Source organism: Pseudomonas extremaustralis (genome assembly GCF_900102035.1).
Classification (GTDB): Bacteria; Pseudomonadota; Gammaproteobacteria; order Pseudomonadales; family Pseudomonadaceae; genus Aquipseudomonas; species Aquipseudomonas extremaustralis.
Genome location: NZ_LT629689.1, coordinates 258995 through 275151, shown reverse-complemented (window position 1 = coordinate 275151; position 16157 = coordinate 258995). Strand labels below are relative to the sequence as shown.

Annotated in this window: 16 protein-coding genes; all 16 read right to left on the bottom strand. The window is 62.3% G+C overall.

Annotated elements, in window-relative coordinates:
- Positions 1-33: 33 nt before the first annotated feature.
- Entirely contained in the window at positions 34-1002 is a 969-nt protein-coding gene (fliM, locus tag BLR63_RS01300; protein WP_010563984.1) for a flagellar motor switch protein FliM, read from the bottom strand.
- A 9-nt stretch (positions 1003-1011) separates the two neighbouring features.
- A complete protein-coding gene (gene fliL / locus BLR63_RS01295; RefSeq protein WP_010563983.1) occupies positions 1012-1515 on the bottom strand; it encodes a flagellar basal body-associated protein FliL in 504 nt (167 codons plus the stop codon).
- A 123-nt stretch (positions 1516-1638) separates the two neighbouring features.
- Positions 1639-3027, bottom strand: a complete 1389-nt coding sequence (locus tag BLR63_RS01290; protein WP_010563982.1) for a flagellar hook-length control protein FliK — start codon at positions 3025-3027, stop codon at positions 1639-1641.
- A 138-nt stretch (positions 3028-3165) separates the two neighbouring features.
- Complete coding sequence (locus BLR63_RS01285) at positions 3166-3510, bottom strand: Hpt domain-containing protein (protein WP_042946580.1); 345 nt, start codon at positions 3508-3510, stop codon at positions 3166-3168.
- 33 nt (positions 3511-3543) lie between these two features.
- Positions 3544-5262 carry an ATP-binding SpoIIE family protein phosphatase gene (locus BLR63_RS01280; protein ID WP_010563980.1) on the bottom strand — a complete coding sequence of 573 codons (1719 nt, stop codon included), beginning with the start codon at positions 5260-5262 and terminating at the stop codon, positions 3544-3546.
- The gene (locus tag BLR63_RS01275) at positions 5259-5564 is read right to left on the bottom strand and encodes an STAS domain-containing protein (protein WP_010563979.1); all 306 of its coding nucleotides are present in this window, start codon (positions 5562-5564) and stop codon (positions 5259-5261) included. The genes BLR63_RS01280 and BLR63_RS01275 overlap by 4 nt, the downstream gene beginning before the upstream one ends.
- 66 nt (positions 5565-5630) lie before the next feature.
- A complete protein-coding gene (fliJ, locus tag BLR63_RS01270) occupies positions 5631-6080 on the bottom strand; it encodes a flagellar export protein FliJ (RefSeq protein WP_010563978.1) in 450 nt (149 codons plus the stop codon).
- A gap of 3 nt (positions 6081-6083) precedes the next feature.
- Positions 6084-7442 carry a flagellar protein export ATPase FliI gene (fliI, locus tag BLR63_RS01265; RefSeq protein ID WP_010563977.1) on the bottom strand — a complete coding sequence of 453 codons (1359 nt, stop codon included), beginning with the start codon at positions 7440-7442 and terminating at the stop codon, positions 6084-6086.
- Entirely contained in the window at positions 7432-8196 is a 765-nt protein-coding gene (gene fliH, locus BLR63_RS01260) for a flagellar assembly protein FliH (RefSeq protein WP_010563976.1), read from the bottom strand. The genes fliI and fliH overlap by 11 nt, the downstream gene beginning before the upstream one ends.
- A 10-nt stretch (positions 8197-8206) precedes the next feature.
- On the bottom strand, positions 8207-9226 hold the full coding sequence (gene fliG, locus BLR63_RS01255; protein WP_010563975.1) for a flagellar motor switch protein FliG: 1020 nt from the start codon (positions 9224-9226) through the stop codon (positions 8207-8209).
- Positions 9219-10994: a flagellar basal-body MS-ring/collar protein FliF gene (gene fliF, locus BLR63_RS01250; RefSeq protein WP_010563974.1), complete on the bottom strand. Its 1776-nt coding sequence runs from the start codon at positions 10992-10994 to the stop codon at positions 9219-9221. Before fliF ends, fliG begins: the two co-directional genes overlap by 8 nt.
- A gap of 16 nt (positions 10995-11010) precedes the next feature.
- The gene (gene fliE / locus BLR63_RS01245) at positions 11011-11340 is read right to left on the bottom strand and encodes a flagellar hook-basal body complex protein FliE (protein WP_010563973.1); all 330 of its coding nucleotides are present in this window, start codon (positions 11338-11340) and stop codon (positions 11011-11013) included.
- A 131-nt stretch (positions 11341-11471) separates the two neighbouring features.
- The gene (locus BLR63_RS01240) at positions 11472-12848 is read right to left on the bottom strand and encodes a sigma-54-dependent transcriptional regulator (RefSeq protein ID WP_010563972.1); all 1377 of its coding nucleotides are present in this window, start codon (positions 12846-12848) and stop codon (positions 11472-11474) included.
- Positions 12849-12854: 6 nt separating this feature from the next.
- A complete protein-coding gene (locus BLR63_RS01235) occupies positions 12855-14066 on the bottom strand; it encodes a sensor histidine kinase (protein ID WP_042946579.1) in 1212 nt (403 codons plus the stop codon).
- 110 nt (positions 14067-14176) lie between these two features.
- Positions 14177-15652, bottom strand: coding sequence for a sigma-54 dependent transcriptional regulator (locus BLR63_RS01230; protein ID WP_010563970.1), 1476 nt, complete (start codon positions 15650-15652; stop codon positions 14177-14179).
- 169 nt (positions 15653-15821) lie between these two features.
- Positions 15822-16118: a flagellar protein FliT gene (gene fliT / locus BLR63_RS01225; protein WP_010563969.1), complete on the bottom strand. Its 297-nt coding sequence runs from the start codon at positions 16116-16118 to the stop codon at positions 15822-15824.
- Positions 16119-16157: the final 39 nt, after the last annotated feature.

Genomic DNA, 16157 nt, shown 5'->3' with positions numbered 1-16157 from the left:
GCGAAGCAAACATTCATAAAGAGAGAGGGTGGATCAGCGCCGGTTGATCGGCTCGACCACCTGCAGTGCCAGGTTGCCCTTGTGGGACCCCAGCTTGACCTTGAACGACGGCACGCCGTTGGCGCGCATGATCATTTCGTCCGGCAATTCCACAGGAATCACGTCCCCCGGCTGCATGTGCAAAATATCGCGCAGGCGCAGTTGGCGACGCGCCACGGTGGCGCTCAGCGGAACGTCGACGTCCAACAGGTCCTCGCGCAGGGCCTTGACCCAGCGTTCGTCCTGGTCGTCGAGGTCGGACTGGAAGCCGGCGTCGAGCATCTCGCGCACCGGTTCGATCATCGAGTACGGCATGGTCACGTGCAGGTCGCCGCCGCCGCCATCGAGTTCGATGTGGAAGGTGGACACCACAACGGCTTCGCTGGGGCCGACGATGTTGGCCATGGCCGGGTTCACTTCCGAGTTGATGTACTCGAAATTGACTTGCATGATCGCCTGCCAGGCTTCCTTCAGATCGATGAACGCCTGCTCCAGCACCATGCGCACCACGCGCAATTCGGTAGGGGTGAATTCACGCCCTTCGATCTTGGCGTGACGGCCGTCGCCACCAAAGAAGTTGTCCACCAGCTTGAACACCAGTTTGGCGTCGAGGATGAACAGCGAGGTACCACGCAGCGGCTTGATCTTGACCAGGTTGAGGCTGGTGGGCACGTACAGCGAGTGCACGTATTCACCAAACTTCATCACCTGCACGCCGCCCACCGCCACGTCCGCCGAACGGCGCAGCATGTTGAACATGCTGATACGGGTATAGCGGGCGAAGCGCTCGTTGATCATTTCCAGGGTCGGCATGCGTCCACGGACGATGCGATCCTGGCTGGTGAGGTCATAACTTTTGACACTGCCGGGCTCGGCAGGCAATTCGGTCTGTACCAGACCATCGTCGACACCATGCAGCAGGGCGTCGATTTCATCCTGGGACAGCAGATCTTGCACGGCCATGTCGTGATCCTACTGCAATACGAAGTTAGTGAAGAGCGCCTGCTCGACCACGACTTTGCCGAGCTCTTTCTGGGCCACTTCCTGCACGCTGGCAGTGACCTTCTGGCGCAGCATTTCCTGGCCCACCGGCGTGGCCAGGGAGTCGAAGCTCTGGCCGGAGAACAGCATCACCAGGTTGTTGCGGATCACCGGCATATGCTCCTTGAGGGCATCCAGGTCCGACTGGTTACGCGCCAGCAAGGTGATGCTCACCTGCAGGTAGCGTTGACGACCGTTCTGATTGAAGTTGGCGACAAAGGCCGGAAGCATCGGCTCGAAGATTGCCGGTTGCTTGACGTTGCTGGTGGTTTCGGCCACGGGGGCCGGTTTGCTGGCACCGCTGTGCATGATGTACCAGGTGCCGCCCACCGACGCGCCGATGGCCAGGAGCAGGCCCACGACTATCATCAGGATAAGCTTGAGCTTGCCTTTGCCCTTGCCTGTGTTTGCTGCTGCGTCGTCGCTCTTCGCCATGCCAATAATCCGTCACTATTCGGGGATTCATAGATCTACGGAAAGGCAAGAGCAAGTGTTATGCCAGAGTTGTCAGCAAACACACTGATCCGCGTAGGAGCCGGCAAGCCGGCTCCTGCTGGGTCAGGCGTAGTAGTCGACGGCGCTGGAGCCGATCACGGTGGCAGTCACCGGTGCCACGGCGTCAGCCACGTCGACATGACTACCACTGTCGCCGTTGTCACTGCGCCCGCCGCCGCCACTGACGCCACGGGTCTGGGCCTGCTGTTGTTGCTGCTCCTGGCCACGGGACTGGTCGGAGACGTTGACGTCCACCTGCCCCATGCCCTGCTGGGCGAACATTTCCCGCAGCCGGCCGGACTGGCTTTCCAGGGCTTCACGCACTACCGGGTGGGCGCTCATGAAGTTGACCTGGGCCTGCTGGTCAGCCGTCATGTTGACCTTGATATCCAGGCGACCGAGCTCGGCCGGTTGCAGCTGGATCTCCGCCGACTTGAGGTTGCCGCTGGACAGGTACATGACCCGATTGACGATCTCGTCCGTCCAGCCACTCTGATGCATGGCCAGCGGCGCATTCGCGACCGGCGGCAGGGCGTTCGCGGTTTTCGGGGTAGCGGCCTGGGTCAGTGCCGCCAGGCGGTTGGCGAAGTCATCGACGCGGGTGTCGCTGTTGGCGTCTTTCAGATCCTTGAGCCCGCCTTCGATCAAGCCGCCGAAGGCCTTGTCGCCACCTGTATCGGTGCTGTCCTTGGAAGCCTGCTGGTCAACCATAACGGCCATCCCGGCAGCAAAGCTCTGGGCAGCGGTCGGTTGGTCCTGGGTCGGCGCGGCGGTGGTTTTTGCCGGTTCCTGGCTGCTGGCCGACACATGCCCGCCCTGCTCCATCGCCAAGCGCACGGCTGGCATGGCATCCAGCGGGTCGGCTTGAGGGTCGAAGGCTGGCTTGGCCGGATCGGTCGCGGCAATCGGCGCCGCTGCCACCGGCTGGGCTTTGACATCCTGGGTGGTGACAGCGGGCGCAGGGGTTTCCACCGGTGCAGGTGCTGGAACCGGAACCGGCACGACCACCGGCGTGACCGTGGCCATCAACGCCGGATCAACGACCGGGTCCACCGCCGGCTGCTGCGTCAGCGTCGGATCGACCGGCGCTGGGTCATTCTGGCTGGCGCTGCTGTCGGCTTTCGCCGGCGGATCGGCTGGCAAGGTATTGCCGCTATCGGCAACCGCTGGCGCGCTGGAGGAAGGCTTGCTACTGCCGGCAGAGGGCTTGTCGCTACCGGCGGCGGGCTTGGCACTGGTATCGACCGGCTTATCCCGCGTGGGCTTGGCCGTGTTGTCGTCGGCCTTGGCGGAGGGCTTGGCGGAGGGCTTGGCGCCCTGGCTGGCGAACACCTGCGCGAAGCCAGGGCCTTTGTCCCGCGGGTCCGCAGCCACTGCCGGTTGATTGGCGGCGGGCGCTTGAGGCTTGGCCGCGGGGGCAGCCTGAAGAAGCGAATTCGGGGCGACGGGCATAGGTAAAGGTCTCCACTGCATGGGGATCGGGGCTGCAGTATCGAGAGATAGAGCAAGAGTCGGGCCAAGTTGCACGACAATCGCCATCGGCGGGTAAAAAGCGATCTGAATGGTGGGGGCTGGCGTTACCGCCCCAACTCAAAGACTGAAGCGCTGGCGCTCGGACTCATACATCGGCTTGACCAGTGCAAACTCATGATCGATCTGGTCGACCAGCGCCCCAAGGTCCGCCGCTGCCTCGGCCGACTCGGATTCCAGCCGCTGGCACAACTGCGCCAACCGCACCGCGCCGAGGTTGCCGCTGCTGCCCTTGAAGCTGTGGGCAATCCGGCCCAGCGCCTTGGCGTCGTCCCGCGCCTTGCGCAGCGCTTCGACACGTTTTTGCGAATCGTCGAGGAAGGTATCGAGCAACTTGGGATAATCGCCCTCCATGACTTCCTGCAAACCGGACAACACTTCCGAGTCCAGATGAATATCAACCACCACTTGCTCGCTCCTTGATCAAGAATCGGCGGATTATGCCAGAGCCCCCCAGGAAAACTCTACGCAGACACTGCGCCCGCCGTCGGACCAGCGCACAGCACTGCTCAACTGGCGCACCAGGCTCAGGCCCCGACCAGACAGACGGTCGATATCCAGTGGCCGGGCCAGCACCTGTTCCACGTCGAACCCGGCCCCACTGTCTTCCAGGCACAGGGTCATTTTGCCGCCCGCCTCGGTGGGCACCACCTGCACATGCACCCGCACGCAACCGCTGCTCAACTGCGCCAGCCGGTCGCTGCGCTGGCGATAGTATTCGGCAAAACCCTGGGCATCGCGCTTGAGCTGCGAATCCAGACCCAGCACGCCGTGCTCCAGGGCGTTGGAGTACAACTCGGCCATGACGCTGTAGAGCGCCCCGCTATGCTCACGCAGGCCCTGGACCTCCAGCAGCAGTTGCAGCAAGTACGGCAAGGGGTTGTAGCGTTTGAGGGTCTCGGCGCGGAACTCGAAACTCACCGACCAATCCGGCGGGCTCGACTGGCCGCTGTCGGCATGCAACAGCCCGGTCGCGCGCAGTGACTGGCCGGGTTGCAGGGTGATTTCCACCATGCTCACGTCATCGCGCGCCATGCCCCGAAACGCCGCCAAAGCCTGCTCGATCTCTTCGAACAACCGATCGGGCTCACGGTTGGCGGCAAAGACCTGCCGCAAACGCTCGGCACCGAACAGCTGGTCATTGGCGTCGGAGGTATCCAGCACGCCATCGGACAGCAGGAACACGCGGTCGCCCAACGCCATGGGCCAGACGTCGGTGCGATCATCAAAAGCGTCCGCCGACAGCACACCCAACGGCAAATGCCGCGACTGCAGGGGCATACGCTTGCCGCTGGCGACCTCATGCACATAACCGTCGGGCATGCCGCCGTTCCACACCTCCACCATTCGCCGCTGCGCACTCAGGCACAACAAGGTCGCGCAGCAAAACATGTCCACCGGCAGGATGCGCTTGAGCTTGGCATTCATCTCGCGAAGGATCTGCGCCAGGCCGTAACCCTTGGCGGTCATGCCGTAAAACACCTCCGCCAACGGCATGGCGCCCACCGCCGCCGGCAACCCATGGCCGGTGAAGTCGCCGAGCAGCACATGCATATCACCGGACGGTGTGTAGGCCGCCAGCAGCAAATCGCCATTGAACAGCGCATAGGGCGACTGCAAGTAGCGGATATTCGGCGCCGCATTGATACAGCCGGAATGGGCCACCTTGTCGAACACCGCCTTGGCCACCCGCTGCTCATGCAACAGGTAGTCATGGTGCCTGGCGATCAGGTCGCGCTGCTGCAACACCGTGGCGTGCAAGCGGCGCAGGCGGTCCATGGCGTTGATCTTCGCGGCGAGGATCACCTGGTTGTAGGGCTTGGGCAAAAAGTCGTCACCGCCGGCATCCAGGCACTGGGCCAGGGCTTCGCTCTCGCGCAGGGAAGTGAGAAAGATAATGGGGACCAGCGCCTCTCCGGCCAGATGCTTGATCCGGCGCGCCGCTTCAAAGCCGTCCATCACCGGCATCAGCGCGTCCATCAACACCAGTTGCGGACGCTCGCGCGCGAACACTTGCACCGCTTCCTCGCCGTGTCGGGCGGTGAGCACGTGATGCCCCTGGCGTCGCACGATGGTCGACAGCAACAGCAGGTCCGCGGCGCTGTCTTCGGCGATCAGGATCGTCAGGGGCTCGAGGACCGGGGCCAAGGCGCTCAACTGATGTCGAACAGTTTGTCGAAGTTGGAAATGGCGAGGATCTTGCGCACGTCATTGTTGCTGTTGATCACCTGGACTTGCGCCCGTTCGCCGCCGGCATAATCCCTCAGCAGCAAGAGCATGCCCAGGGCCGAACTGTCCATGTACGTGGTGTCTTTCAGATCGACCACATACACCTCGGGCTTCTTGTAGAAATGCTCGTAGGTATCGCGAAAGGTCTGGTGGCTGCCGAAATCGAAACGACCCCTGATGGTGATCGTCAACGTCTTCCCGTCCTGGGATACTTCTGACTCAATTGACATGTGACAGCTTCCTTGTCATGGACAACACAAACAAGGTGTAGCAGGTGATGGGCCTCTGGGCAACATTTAGAATTGTCCTTGACGCGGCAGCCGCTGTGACAACTCATCGAGCAACTTCTGCTCGCGCTTGTCTTCAATCGCCCGCGCCTCATCGATGTAGCGCTGCACCAGCTTGCGCAGACCTTCGACACGGGCGAACGCTTGCTGCCACGCCTCGCGGGCCTTGTCGAGGTTGTTCTGGTGCCAGGCCAGGCTTTGGCGCTGCTGGCCGACGGCGGTTTCGAGCTGATTGAGAAAACCCTGGTAGCCCATCAACCATTGGCCCGACACGCCCTTGGCGCCCCGCTCGATCCACTGCTGCTGGTATTCGCCGCGAAAGCGCTCCAGGTCGCCCAGCTTGCTTTCCGCCAGGCGCACCTGGCCCTGGAAATACCCCAGGCGCTGGACCGCGGTTTTCTCGGCTTTCTCGGCCATGTCCACCACCGGGGCCAGGCGCGCGGCGCGGCTGTTGGCCATGGCTTAGCCGCCCGGCGCGGGGGCGAAGATCGAGCCCAGGTGCGCTTCGCTTTCACCCATGCTGATCTTGTCGTTGAGGCCTTGGCGCAGGTAAGTCACCAGTTGCGGTTGCAGGGCAATCGCCAGGTCAGTCTCACGGTCGCCACCGGCGACATAGGCGCCGACGCTGATCAGGTCGCGGCTCTGTTGATAGCGCGACCACAGCTGCTTGAACTGTTGCGCACGGGCCAAATGCTCGGGCGTGACCACCGACGGCATTACCCGGCTGATGGAGGCTTCGATGTCGATGGCCGGGTAGTGCCCCTCCTCCGCCAAACGCCGCGACAGCACGATATGGCCATCGAGCACGCCCCGCGCCGAGTCGGCAATCGGGTCTTGCTGGTCATCGCCTTCGGACAACACGGTGTAGAACGCGGTGATCGAGCCACCGCCGGCCTCGGCGTTACCGGCGCGTTCCACCAGCTTGGGCAACTTGGCGAACACCGACGGCGGATAGCCCTTGGTGGCCGGCGGCTCGCCGATGGCCAGGGCGATTTCCCGCTGGGCCTGGGCGAAACGCGTGAGCGAATCCATCAGCAACAGGACGTTCTTGCCCTTGTCGCGAAAATATTCGGCGATGCGCGTGCAGTACATGGCCGCGCGCAAACGCATGAGCGGCGCATCGTCGGCGGGCGACGCGACCACCACCGAGCGCTTGAGGCCTTCTTCGCCCAGGCTGTGCTCGATGAACTCCTTGACCTCGCGGCCCCGCTCACCGATCAACCCCACCACGATGATGTCGGCCTCGGTAAAGCGGGTCATCATGCCCAGCAACACCGATTTACCCACACCGGTACCGGCGAACAGGCCCAGACGCTGGCCGCGACCGACCGTCAATAATCCGTTGATGCAGCGAATGCCCACATCCAGCGGCTGGCTGATGGGGTTGCGCTTGAGCGGATTGATCGTGGGGCCGTCCATCGGCACCCAATCTTCGGCCTTCATGCCGCCCTTTCCATCCAGCGCGCGACCGGCGCCGTCGAGCACACGGCCGAGCATGCTCATGCCCATGGGCAAGCGACCGGTGTCGGCCAGCGGCACCACGCGGGCGCCGGGAGCGATGCCGGCCAGGCTGCCGACGGGCATGAGGAAAATCTTGCTGCCGGAAAAGCCCATCACTTCGGCTTCGACCTGCACCGGGTGGTAGCTGTCGTCGTTGATCACCAGGCAGCGACTGCCCATGGCGGCGCGCAGGCCTTCGGCTTCGAGGGTCAGGCCGACCATGCGCAGCAGGCGCCCTTCAAGGATCGGCTGGGCGGGCAACTCGGTGGCTTCGACATACCCGCCCAGGCGTTTGGCGAAGCTGGTGCGATCAAGGCGCATCGGGAGTGTCCAGGTCCACACTCAAGTCAGGTTCGGCCGGGTTCAGGACCTGCTCATGGAGCTGATCCAGCAGCTTGGCCATGATCTGGCTGATACGGGTTTCCACCGTGGCATCGATGCGACTGTATTCGGTCTCGACGCGGCAACCGCCAGGCTGCAGCGCGGCGTCTTCGACGATGCGCCAGGTTTCTTCATGGCGCTCGCGCAGGGCTTTGACCTGCTCGAAATCCTGCGGGTTGATATACAAGCGCACATTACCGACGCCCAGGGGTAGCAGCTTGAGCGCTTCGCGCATGACGCTTTCGATCTGACTGGAGTCCAGCACCAGCTCGCGCTGGATCACTTGGCGGGCGATGTGCTCCACCAGGCCGACCATGGTTTTTTCCAGCTGCGCATCCTGCTCGGCGATGGGATCGAACAGGCTGCCCATCAAGCGTTCGAGACTGGCCAGCTTGACGCCCAAGGCCACCTCGGCTTCCTGGCGCACCTTGAGGGTGGCACTGCGAAAACCGTCTTTTTCACCGGCGACCAAGCCTTCGTTGTAAGCCTCCTGACGAATGCTTTCCAACTCTTCCAGGGTCAGTGGCTGGACTTCCTCCAGCGGCACTTCTTCCATCTCCACCGGTGGTTCTTCCACAGGCTCCGGTTCGGGCTCCGGCACATGGGGATCGAAGCTGGGCAACGACCAGATGTCGAACCCGCCGACATCCCGTGCGCGAATCAGATCGCTGGGAGCCTCATCTTTGTTCGACATGAGTGGCGCCTTAGATCATTTCTTCGCCGCCCTTCCCGCCGAGAACGATTTCTCCGGCTTCGGCCATACGGCGGGCAATGGTGAGGATTTCTTTCTGCGCGGTTTCCACGTCGCTGACGCGCACCGGGCCCTTGGCTTCCAGGTCGTCGCGCAACAGTTCGGAAGCACGCTTGGACATGTTCTTGAAGATCTTTTCCTTGACGCCTTCGTCCGAACCCTTGAGGGCCAGCACCAGCACGTCGGAGGACACTTCGCGCAGCAACGCCTGGATGCCACGGTCGTCGACATCGGAGAGGTTGTTGAACACGAACATGAGGTCTTCGATCTGGCCGGACAGGGTGTCGTCGATCTCGCGGATCGAGTCCATCAACTGGCCTTCGACCGAGCTGTCGAGGAAGTTCATGATGTCGGCCGCGCGCTTGATACCGCCCAGGGTGGTACGCGAAGCGTTCGAGTTGCCGGAGAACTGCTTCTCGAGAATCGTGTTGAGTTCTTTCAAGGCCGCCGGCTGCACGGTGTTCAGCGACGACACGCGCAGGATGATGTCCAGGCGCACTTTATGATCGAAGTGGCCCAGCACTTCACCAGCCTGGTCGGGGTCGAGGTACGCCACCACGATGGCCTGGATCTGCGGGTGCTCGTAGCGGATCACGTCGGCCACGGCACGCGGTTCCATCCACTTGAGGCTGTCCAGGCCGCTGGTGTTACCGCCCAGCAGGATGCGGTCGATCAGGCCGTTGGCTTTGTCTTCGCCCAGGGCCGAGGTGAGCATCTTGCGGATGTAACTGTCGGAGCCGACGCCCAGGCTGGTCTGGTCGCCGACGATCTCGACGAACTCGCTCATCACCTGTTCGACTTGCTCACGGTGCACATTGCGCATTTGCGCCATGGCCACGCCGACCCGTTGAACCTCTTTGGGGCCCATGTGACGCAGCACTTGGGCGGCGTCGGTTTCACCCAGGGACAGCAGCAGGACTGCGGCTTTGTCGACCTTGGTGAGTTTGGCAACAGCGGCTCGATTATCACTCATCTGCGTTAATCCACTCTTTCACGACCTGAGCCACACGGCCCGGGTCTTCTGCCACCAGACTCTTGATTGCATTCAGCTGAGCGTCATAGCCTTCGCTCGGGCTTGGCAACAGGATGCTTTGCGGACCGCCGAGACTGACGCGGTCGTTGGCCAGTTCGCCGTCCAGGCCGCCCATGCCACCCAACTCTACGTCGCCACCGGCCAGGGCCAGTTGTTTCTTGCCGTTGCCGGTGATGTTGTTGAGCACCGGACGCAGCACGCCGAACACCAGCACCAGGATGAACAAGACCCCCAGCACTTGCTTGACGATGTCCCAGAACCACGGCTGCGAGTAGAACGACGGTTCGGCAATCACTTCGCCACGTTCGGCGGAGAACGGCATGTTGATCACGCTGACGCTGTCGCCACGGCTGGCGTCGAAACCGACCGCGTCCTGTACCAGGCGAGTGAAGCGCGCCAATTCGTCGGCGCTCCATGGGGCACGGGTCACCGCACCGTCAGCCGCATTGACCTTGACCTGGTCATCGACCACCACCGACACCGACAGGCGATTGATACGGCCTTGCTGCTGCTTGGTGTGGCTGATGGAACGGTCGAGTTCGAAGTTCTTGGTGGACTGGTTACGCTTGTCCGCCGGGTACGGGGCGAGCATCGGCTGGCCGGTGGCCGGGTCCATGATCTGCTGGCCGTTGGCGTCCAGCAGTGGCTGCCCTGGCTGGATCGCGCCAGCGGTCGCGGCAGAGCCACCAGTGGTTTGCGGCGCCGAGGCCGGGGCCGGCGGCTGATTGCTCAGGGCGCCGGGCACGCCTTGCGGGCCGTTGCTGGCGGTGCGTTGTTCGCTGGTCGACTGCTCGCTGCGCAAGGCCGGCTGGTCGGGGTTGAACTGCTCGGAGGTCGACTCGACGGCGCTGAAGTCCACATCGGCGGACACTTCAGCCTTGTAGCGGTCGTTACCCAGTACCGGTTGCAGGATGTTATGCACCCGCTGGGTCAACATGCTTTCCATGCGGCGGCTGTAGTCGAACTGCTTGCCGGCCTGGGTCAGCGAGGAGTTCTCGGCCTGGTCGGACAGCAGGTTGCCCTTCTGGTCCACCACGGTGATTTGCGACTTGCTCAATTCGGGAACGCTGGTGGCCACCAGGTTGATGATCGCCAGCACTTGGCCAGGCTCCAGGGAGCGGCCGGAAAACAGTTCCACCAATACCGAGGCGCTGGGCTTGCGTTCGTCACGCACGAACACCGAGCTTTTCGGAATGGCCAGGTGCACGCGGGCACCCTTGACGTTGTTCAAGCTAGAGATGGTGCGCGCCAGTTCGCCTTCCAGGCCACGACGGTAGCGGGTAGCCTCCATGAACTGGCTGGTCCCCAGGCCCTGGTCCTTGTCGAGGATTTCAAAACCGATGTTGCTGTCGGACGGGGTCACGCCGGCCGCCGCGAGTTTCATGCGCGCACGGGCGACATCGTCGGACTTGACCAGCAGCGCGCCGGAGTTGGGCTCCACGGTGTAGGCGATGTCGGCGGCGGCGAGGGTTTCCATGATCTGCTTGGAATCCATGCCCGCCAGGCTGCCATACAGCGGCCGATAGTCGGGTTGCTGCGACCACAACACCACGGCAAATCCAATCGCCACGCTGGCAGCCAGGCCGACCATCAGGCCCACCTGACGCAACATGGTCATTTCCGAGAGGTTTTCCAGGAACGACAGGCCAAACAGTGGCGGCTTGCCGTCTGCCTTGGCGGGTAGGTTGTCGGAGACTGCTTCTGCCATGACTTAAATCTCGCCCTTAAACCGGCATCTGCATGATGTCTTGATAGGCCTGAACCAGCTTGTTACGCACTTGGGTCAGGGCCTGGAACGAGACGCTGGCCTTTTGCGAGGCGACCATCACATCGGTGAGGTCCACGCCGCTTTTGCCGATCTCGAACGCGGTGGCCAACTGATTGGAGGCTTGCTGGGTGTCACTGACCTTGTTGATGGCTTGGCCGAGCATGTCGGCAAAATTGCTTTGGCCCAATTCCGGTGCTGGCGCGACGGATTTCGGTTGAGCCATGGCATCCATTTGCATGGAGCGCATATCCAACATCAACCGATTGAACTCGATACCCTGGCTCATGAACTTCTCTCTCCGACAACCCGCAATTTTTTGACACTACGCAGCGATTACTAGGGGAGGTAGCAACAAGGGTGCCAGCTCTGTAGCAATTCGTAAGAAAAGGCGACAAACCTTGTCGACCTTGTTACCGATCAGGTAGCGAATAGATAAGCTTCCACGTCCATCCCCGCGTCGCGCATCTGCGCCAGTTTGTAGCGCAGGGTACGCGGGCTGATGCCCAGGCGTTCAGCCGCTTCCTTGCGGCGGCCACGTTCGGCGCGCAGGGTGTCGATGATCATCTGGAACTCGCGGCGACGCAGATCATCGCCCAGCGCCCCGGCGGCCTGCGCCTCGACAGCCACCGGCACGGGCGCCAGGACCGGCAGCGGCGCGGCACCGCTGCCCATGGCCAGGCAGAAATCCTGGGGCTGGATCAGCCCGCCCTGCTGCAGGATCAGCGCACGCTGGATGGCGTTATCCAATTCGCGCACATTACCGGGCCACGGATAGCCGATCAGACAGGCCTGAGCCTCGGCCGACAGCCGCGCCTGGGTGTGCTTCATTTTTTTGACGTGGTTGCCGAGCAGGCGCTCGGCCAGTGGAATGATATCCGCCGGACGCTCGCGCAACGGGCGCCAGGCCAGGGGGAACACCGAGAGCCGGTAGAACAAGTCTTCACGAAAGCGCCCCGCCGCAACTTCGCCAGCAAGGTCGCGGTTGGTGGTGGCTACCACACGAATATCCAACTGGATCGGCTTGCGTGCGCCCACGCGCTCCACTTCACGCTCCTGCAGCACGCGCAGCAGTTTGGCCTGCAGGCCCAGGGGCATTTCCGAAATTTCATCGAGCAGGATGGTGCCGCCGTCGGCCTGCTCGAACTTGCCGGCCTGGGCCGCGATGGCGCCGGTGAACGAGCCTTTTTCGTGACCGAACAGGGTGGCCTCGAGCATGTTGTCGGGGATCGCCGCACAGTTGATGGCGATAAAGGGTTGCTCGGCACGGGTGGACTGCTGGTGGATATAGCGCGCCAGCACCTCCTTGCCGGTACCGGACTCGCCGGAAATCAACACAGTGGAGTCACTGCGCGCCACGCGAGCGGCCAACTCCAGCAATTGGGCACTGGCCGGCTCGAAGGCGATCGGCCCCTGATCCTCCCCACGCGGGATCACGCCCAGGGCATGCCGCGCCACCAACTCGATCAGCGCCTTGGGCTCGAAGGGTTTGACCAGGTAGTCCGCTGCGCCCTGGCGCATGGCATCCACCGCACGCTCGACGGCGCCGTGGGCAGTCATCAGCAATACCGGCAATTGCGGCTGACGCGCACGCAACAGGCCCAGCAACTGGTGGCCGTCCATGCCCGGCATGTTCACATCACTGACCACCAGGCTGAAGGACTCCTGCTCCACCGCCTCCAAGGCATCCTCGGCAGACCCGACCGCCCGATAGTCATGGCCCGCCAGCAGCAGCGTGTCAGCCAATGCTTCCCGCAGGGCGCGGTCGTCTTCTACCAACAGAACCTTGATAGCCATTACGTCTTACTCCGTGTCTGCCGCGCATGAAAACAGCGGCAAGGTCATCAATGCACAAGTGCCGCGCCCCAACCGGGAATGCAGCTGCAGCTCGCCCTGATGAGCGCGGGCCACGGCCTTGACCACGGTCAGCCCCAGGCCGGTGCCGTTGGTCTTGGTGGTGAAAAAAGGCTCGCCCAGGCGGCGCAGCACGGCGGGATCAATCCCGCTGCCGCTGTCGCTGATGCACAGGCGCAGGGTTTGCTCGCGGTTGTACAGGTGCACCTTGAGCCGCGCATCCGGGCCGCTGGCCTGGATGGCGTTCTCGATCAGATTGAGCAGTGCGCCCACCAGGGTGTCGCGGTTGCACAGCAGCTCGCCAAGGCGACTGTCGCATTGCCAGCGCACCTGGGTGTCTTGAATATGGGTGGCCGCAGCGGCTTGCAGCGCCTGCATCAGCTCGGCCGGCGTGAGGCGGTCGGTCATCGGCAACTCGCCGCGGGCAAACACCAGCATGTCGCGCACCTGGTGCTCCAACTCATGCAGGCGCTCCTTGAGCCGACCGGCGAATCGTTGCTGGGTGGCGGCCGGCAATTGCTCATCAGTCAAATGACTGGCGTAAATCAGCGCAGCGGACAGCGGGGTGCGGATCTGATGCGCCAAAGAAGCGACCATCCGCCCAAGGGACGACAAACGCTCATGGCGCGCCAACTGGTCTTGCAGATGACGGGTTTCAGTCAGGTCGTTGAGCAGCACCAACTGGCCAGGCTCCGCATCCAGGGAGCGGGTAGCGATGGACAAGCGACGCCCGTCTTTCAGGGAGATCTCGTGACCGTCATCTTCACGCGGCGCAAAGCAACGGCTGATGACATGGCGCCACAACTCGCCCTCAAGCGGCAGGCCAAGCAGTTCGCAGGCGGCCGGGTTGGCTTCGCGCACGCGGCCCTGGTCGTCGATGACGATCACACCGCCGGGCAGCAGCGACAGCAGGTTTTGCAGGCGGTTGGCCAAACGCTCTTTTTCGGCCAACTCCTCCATGCGCTGGGCGCTGACCACGGCCAATTCGCCCTTGAGCTCGGAAACCCGGGCTTCCAGCAGGCTGTAGGAATCGGTCAATTGGCTCGACATCTGACTGAACAACGAAAAGGCCTGTTCCAGGCCATTACGGCTGAGCTGTTCTACAGTCGGGACAGGTCCCTGGGGCTCAGGGACCGAAGATAGTTGGGCGGCGTGGGGCATCATGCTCTCTCGCTTGGCTGACCGTCAGTTAAACGGAACGTTGCGAGGGCTGTAGCAATACCCGTGCCTAAAAAAATAGGCTTGTTTTTCAGTCAGTTAGAAAACAGGCGTCAATCATCCGCCTGCTCATCACCTTCGCGACGGCTCATACCGTACTTGCGCATCTTCTCCACCAGAGTGGTTCGGCGGATGCGCAGGCGTTCGGCGGCACGGGCGACGATGCCATTGGCGTCGTCCAGGGCCTGTTGGATCAAGCCTTGCTCGAGGTTGCCGAGGTAATCCTTCAGGTCCAGGCCTTCGGGCGGCAGCATCGCGGTGGAACCGAAGTCCGGGGTATGGCCGTTGATGGCGACCCGCTCTTCCAGATCGCTGCGCAGACTGTCCACCAATTGCTCGTCGTCATCGTCGACGTAGCGGAATTTCTTCGGCAACTCGACCACACCGATCACACCGTAGGGGTGCATGATCGCCATGCGCTCGACCAGGTTGGCCAGCTCGCGGACGTTGCCCGGCCAGCCGTGACGGCACAGGGACATGATCGCGGCCGAGTTGAAGCGAATCGAGCCGCGCTTTTCGTGTTCCATGCGCGAGATCAGCTCGTTCATCAACAGCGGGATGTCCTCGACGCGTTCACGCAGCGGGGCCATCTCGATGGGGAATACGTTGAGGCGGTAGTACAGGTCTTCGCGGAAGCTGCCAACCTCGATCATGCTCTCGAGGTTTTTGTGGGTCGCCGCGATGATGCGCACATCGACGCTCTGGGTCTTGTTGCTGCCCACACGCTCAAAGGTGCGCTCCTGCAGGACGCGCAACAGCTTGACCTGCATCGGCAGCGGCATGTCACCGATTTCGTCGAGGAACAGGGTGCCGCCGTTGGCCAGCTCGAAACGCCCGGCACGGCTGGTGATCGCCCCGGTAAAGGCGCCCTTCTCGTGACCGAACAATTCGCTTTCCAGCAGTTCTGCCGGGATCGCCCCGCAGTTGACCGGCACGAATGGCCCGTCGCGGCGCTTGGAGTGGTAATGCAGGTTGCGCGCGACCACTTCCTTGCCGGTGCCCGACTCGCCGAGGATCAGCACGCTGGCGTCGGTATCGGCCACTTGCTGCATCATCTGGCGCACGTGCTGGATGGCGCGGCTGGTGCCGACCAGGCTACGGAACAGGTTGGGTTCGCGGTGACGGCCGCGCTCGCGGGCCTGGTCGTACATCTCGCGATAGACCTGGGCACGGTGCAGGGAATCGAGCAATTTGCTGTAGCTGGGGGGCATTTCCAGGGTGGAAAGCACGCGGCGGCGCTGGTCTTCCGGCAGATCGAGCGAAGAAATATCGCCCATCAGCAAAACAGGAAGGAACTCATCCCAGGTAGACAGTGTCTTTAACAAGCCCAGAACTGCACCAGGAGCGTTTACCGTCCCGATCAGCACACAAATGACTTCACGGCTCGATGACAACGAGCTGACAGCCTGCTGCCAATCATGGCTGCCGCAGGGCAAATTTTCTTCGCCGAGAAAATTCAAAATCACCGCTAAATCGCGGCGGCGGACGCTATCGTCATCAATCAGCAGAATTTTGGTTTCACGCCACATGCAATAGCAACTTCCCTAGTAAAACTTCCTGCCCCAGAGCGAGGGCGATCGAGACGGCCGTAGGACTTCTTACTCTATAGACGTCTGAAATCTGAAAACAGCACTAGTTAAGTCAAAAATGCTGGCACAGTCAAATATATGACGCGCCGGTCGGATTAACTGCGCCCGTTCAACCAAACAGATGGTAAACCTTTGACGCACTTTTCGCTTGGTTGATCTGCGACATCTCTTCGAAAATCGCCTGGCGCTCGCCCGTCGTCACTTCGAGCAATTGCTGATAAACCACCAGCAGGCTCTCCAACTTTTCACGCAACGCATCTTCGTCCACCGGTGCTTCATTGAGCACCTGCTCGATCACGTTGCGACAGCCCATATCGAGTTCGCCAATGGCATCCCAGTTACGGTCTGCCAGCGCGCCCATCAGCGCCTCACGGGTTTCATCAATGCGTTGCAGTGCTTGGCTCATGACATATTCCTCAAGGCCGTCAGGCCCTTCTCTGCTGTG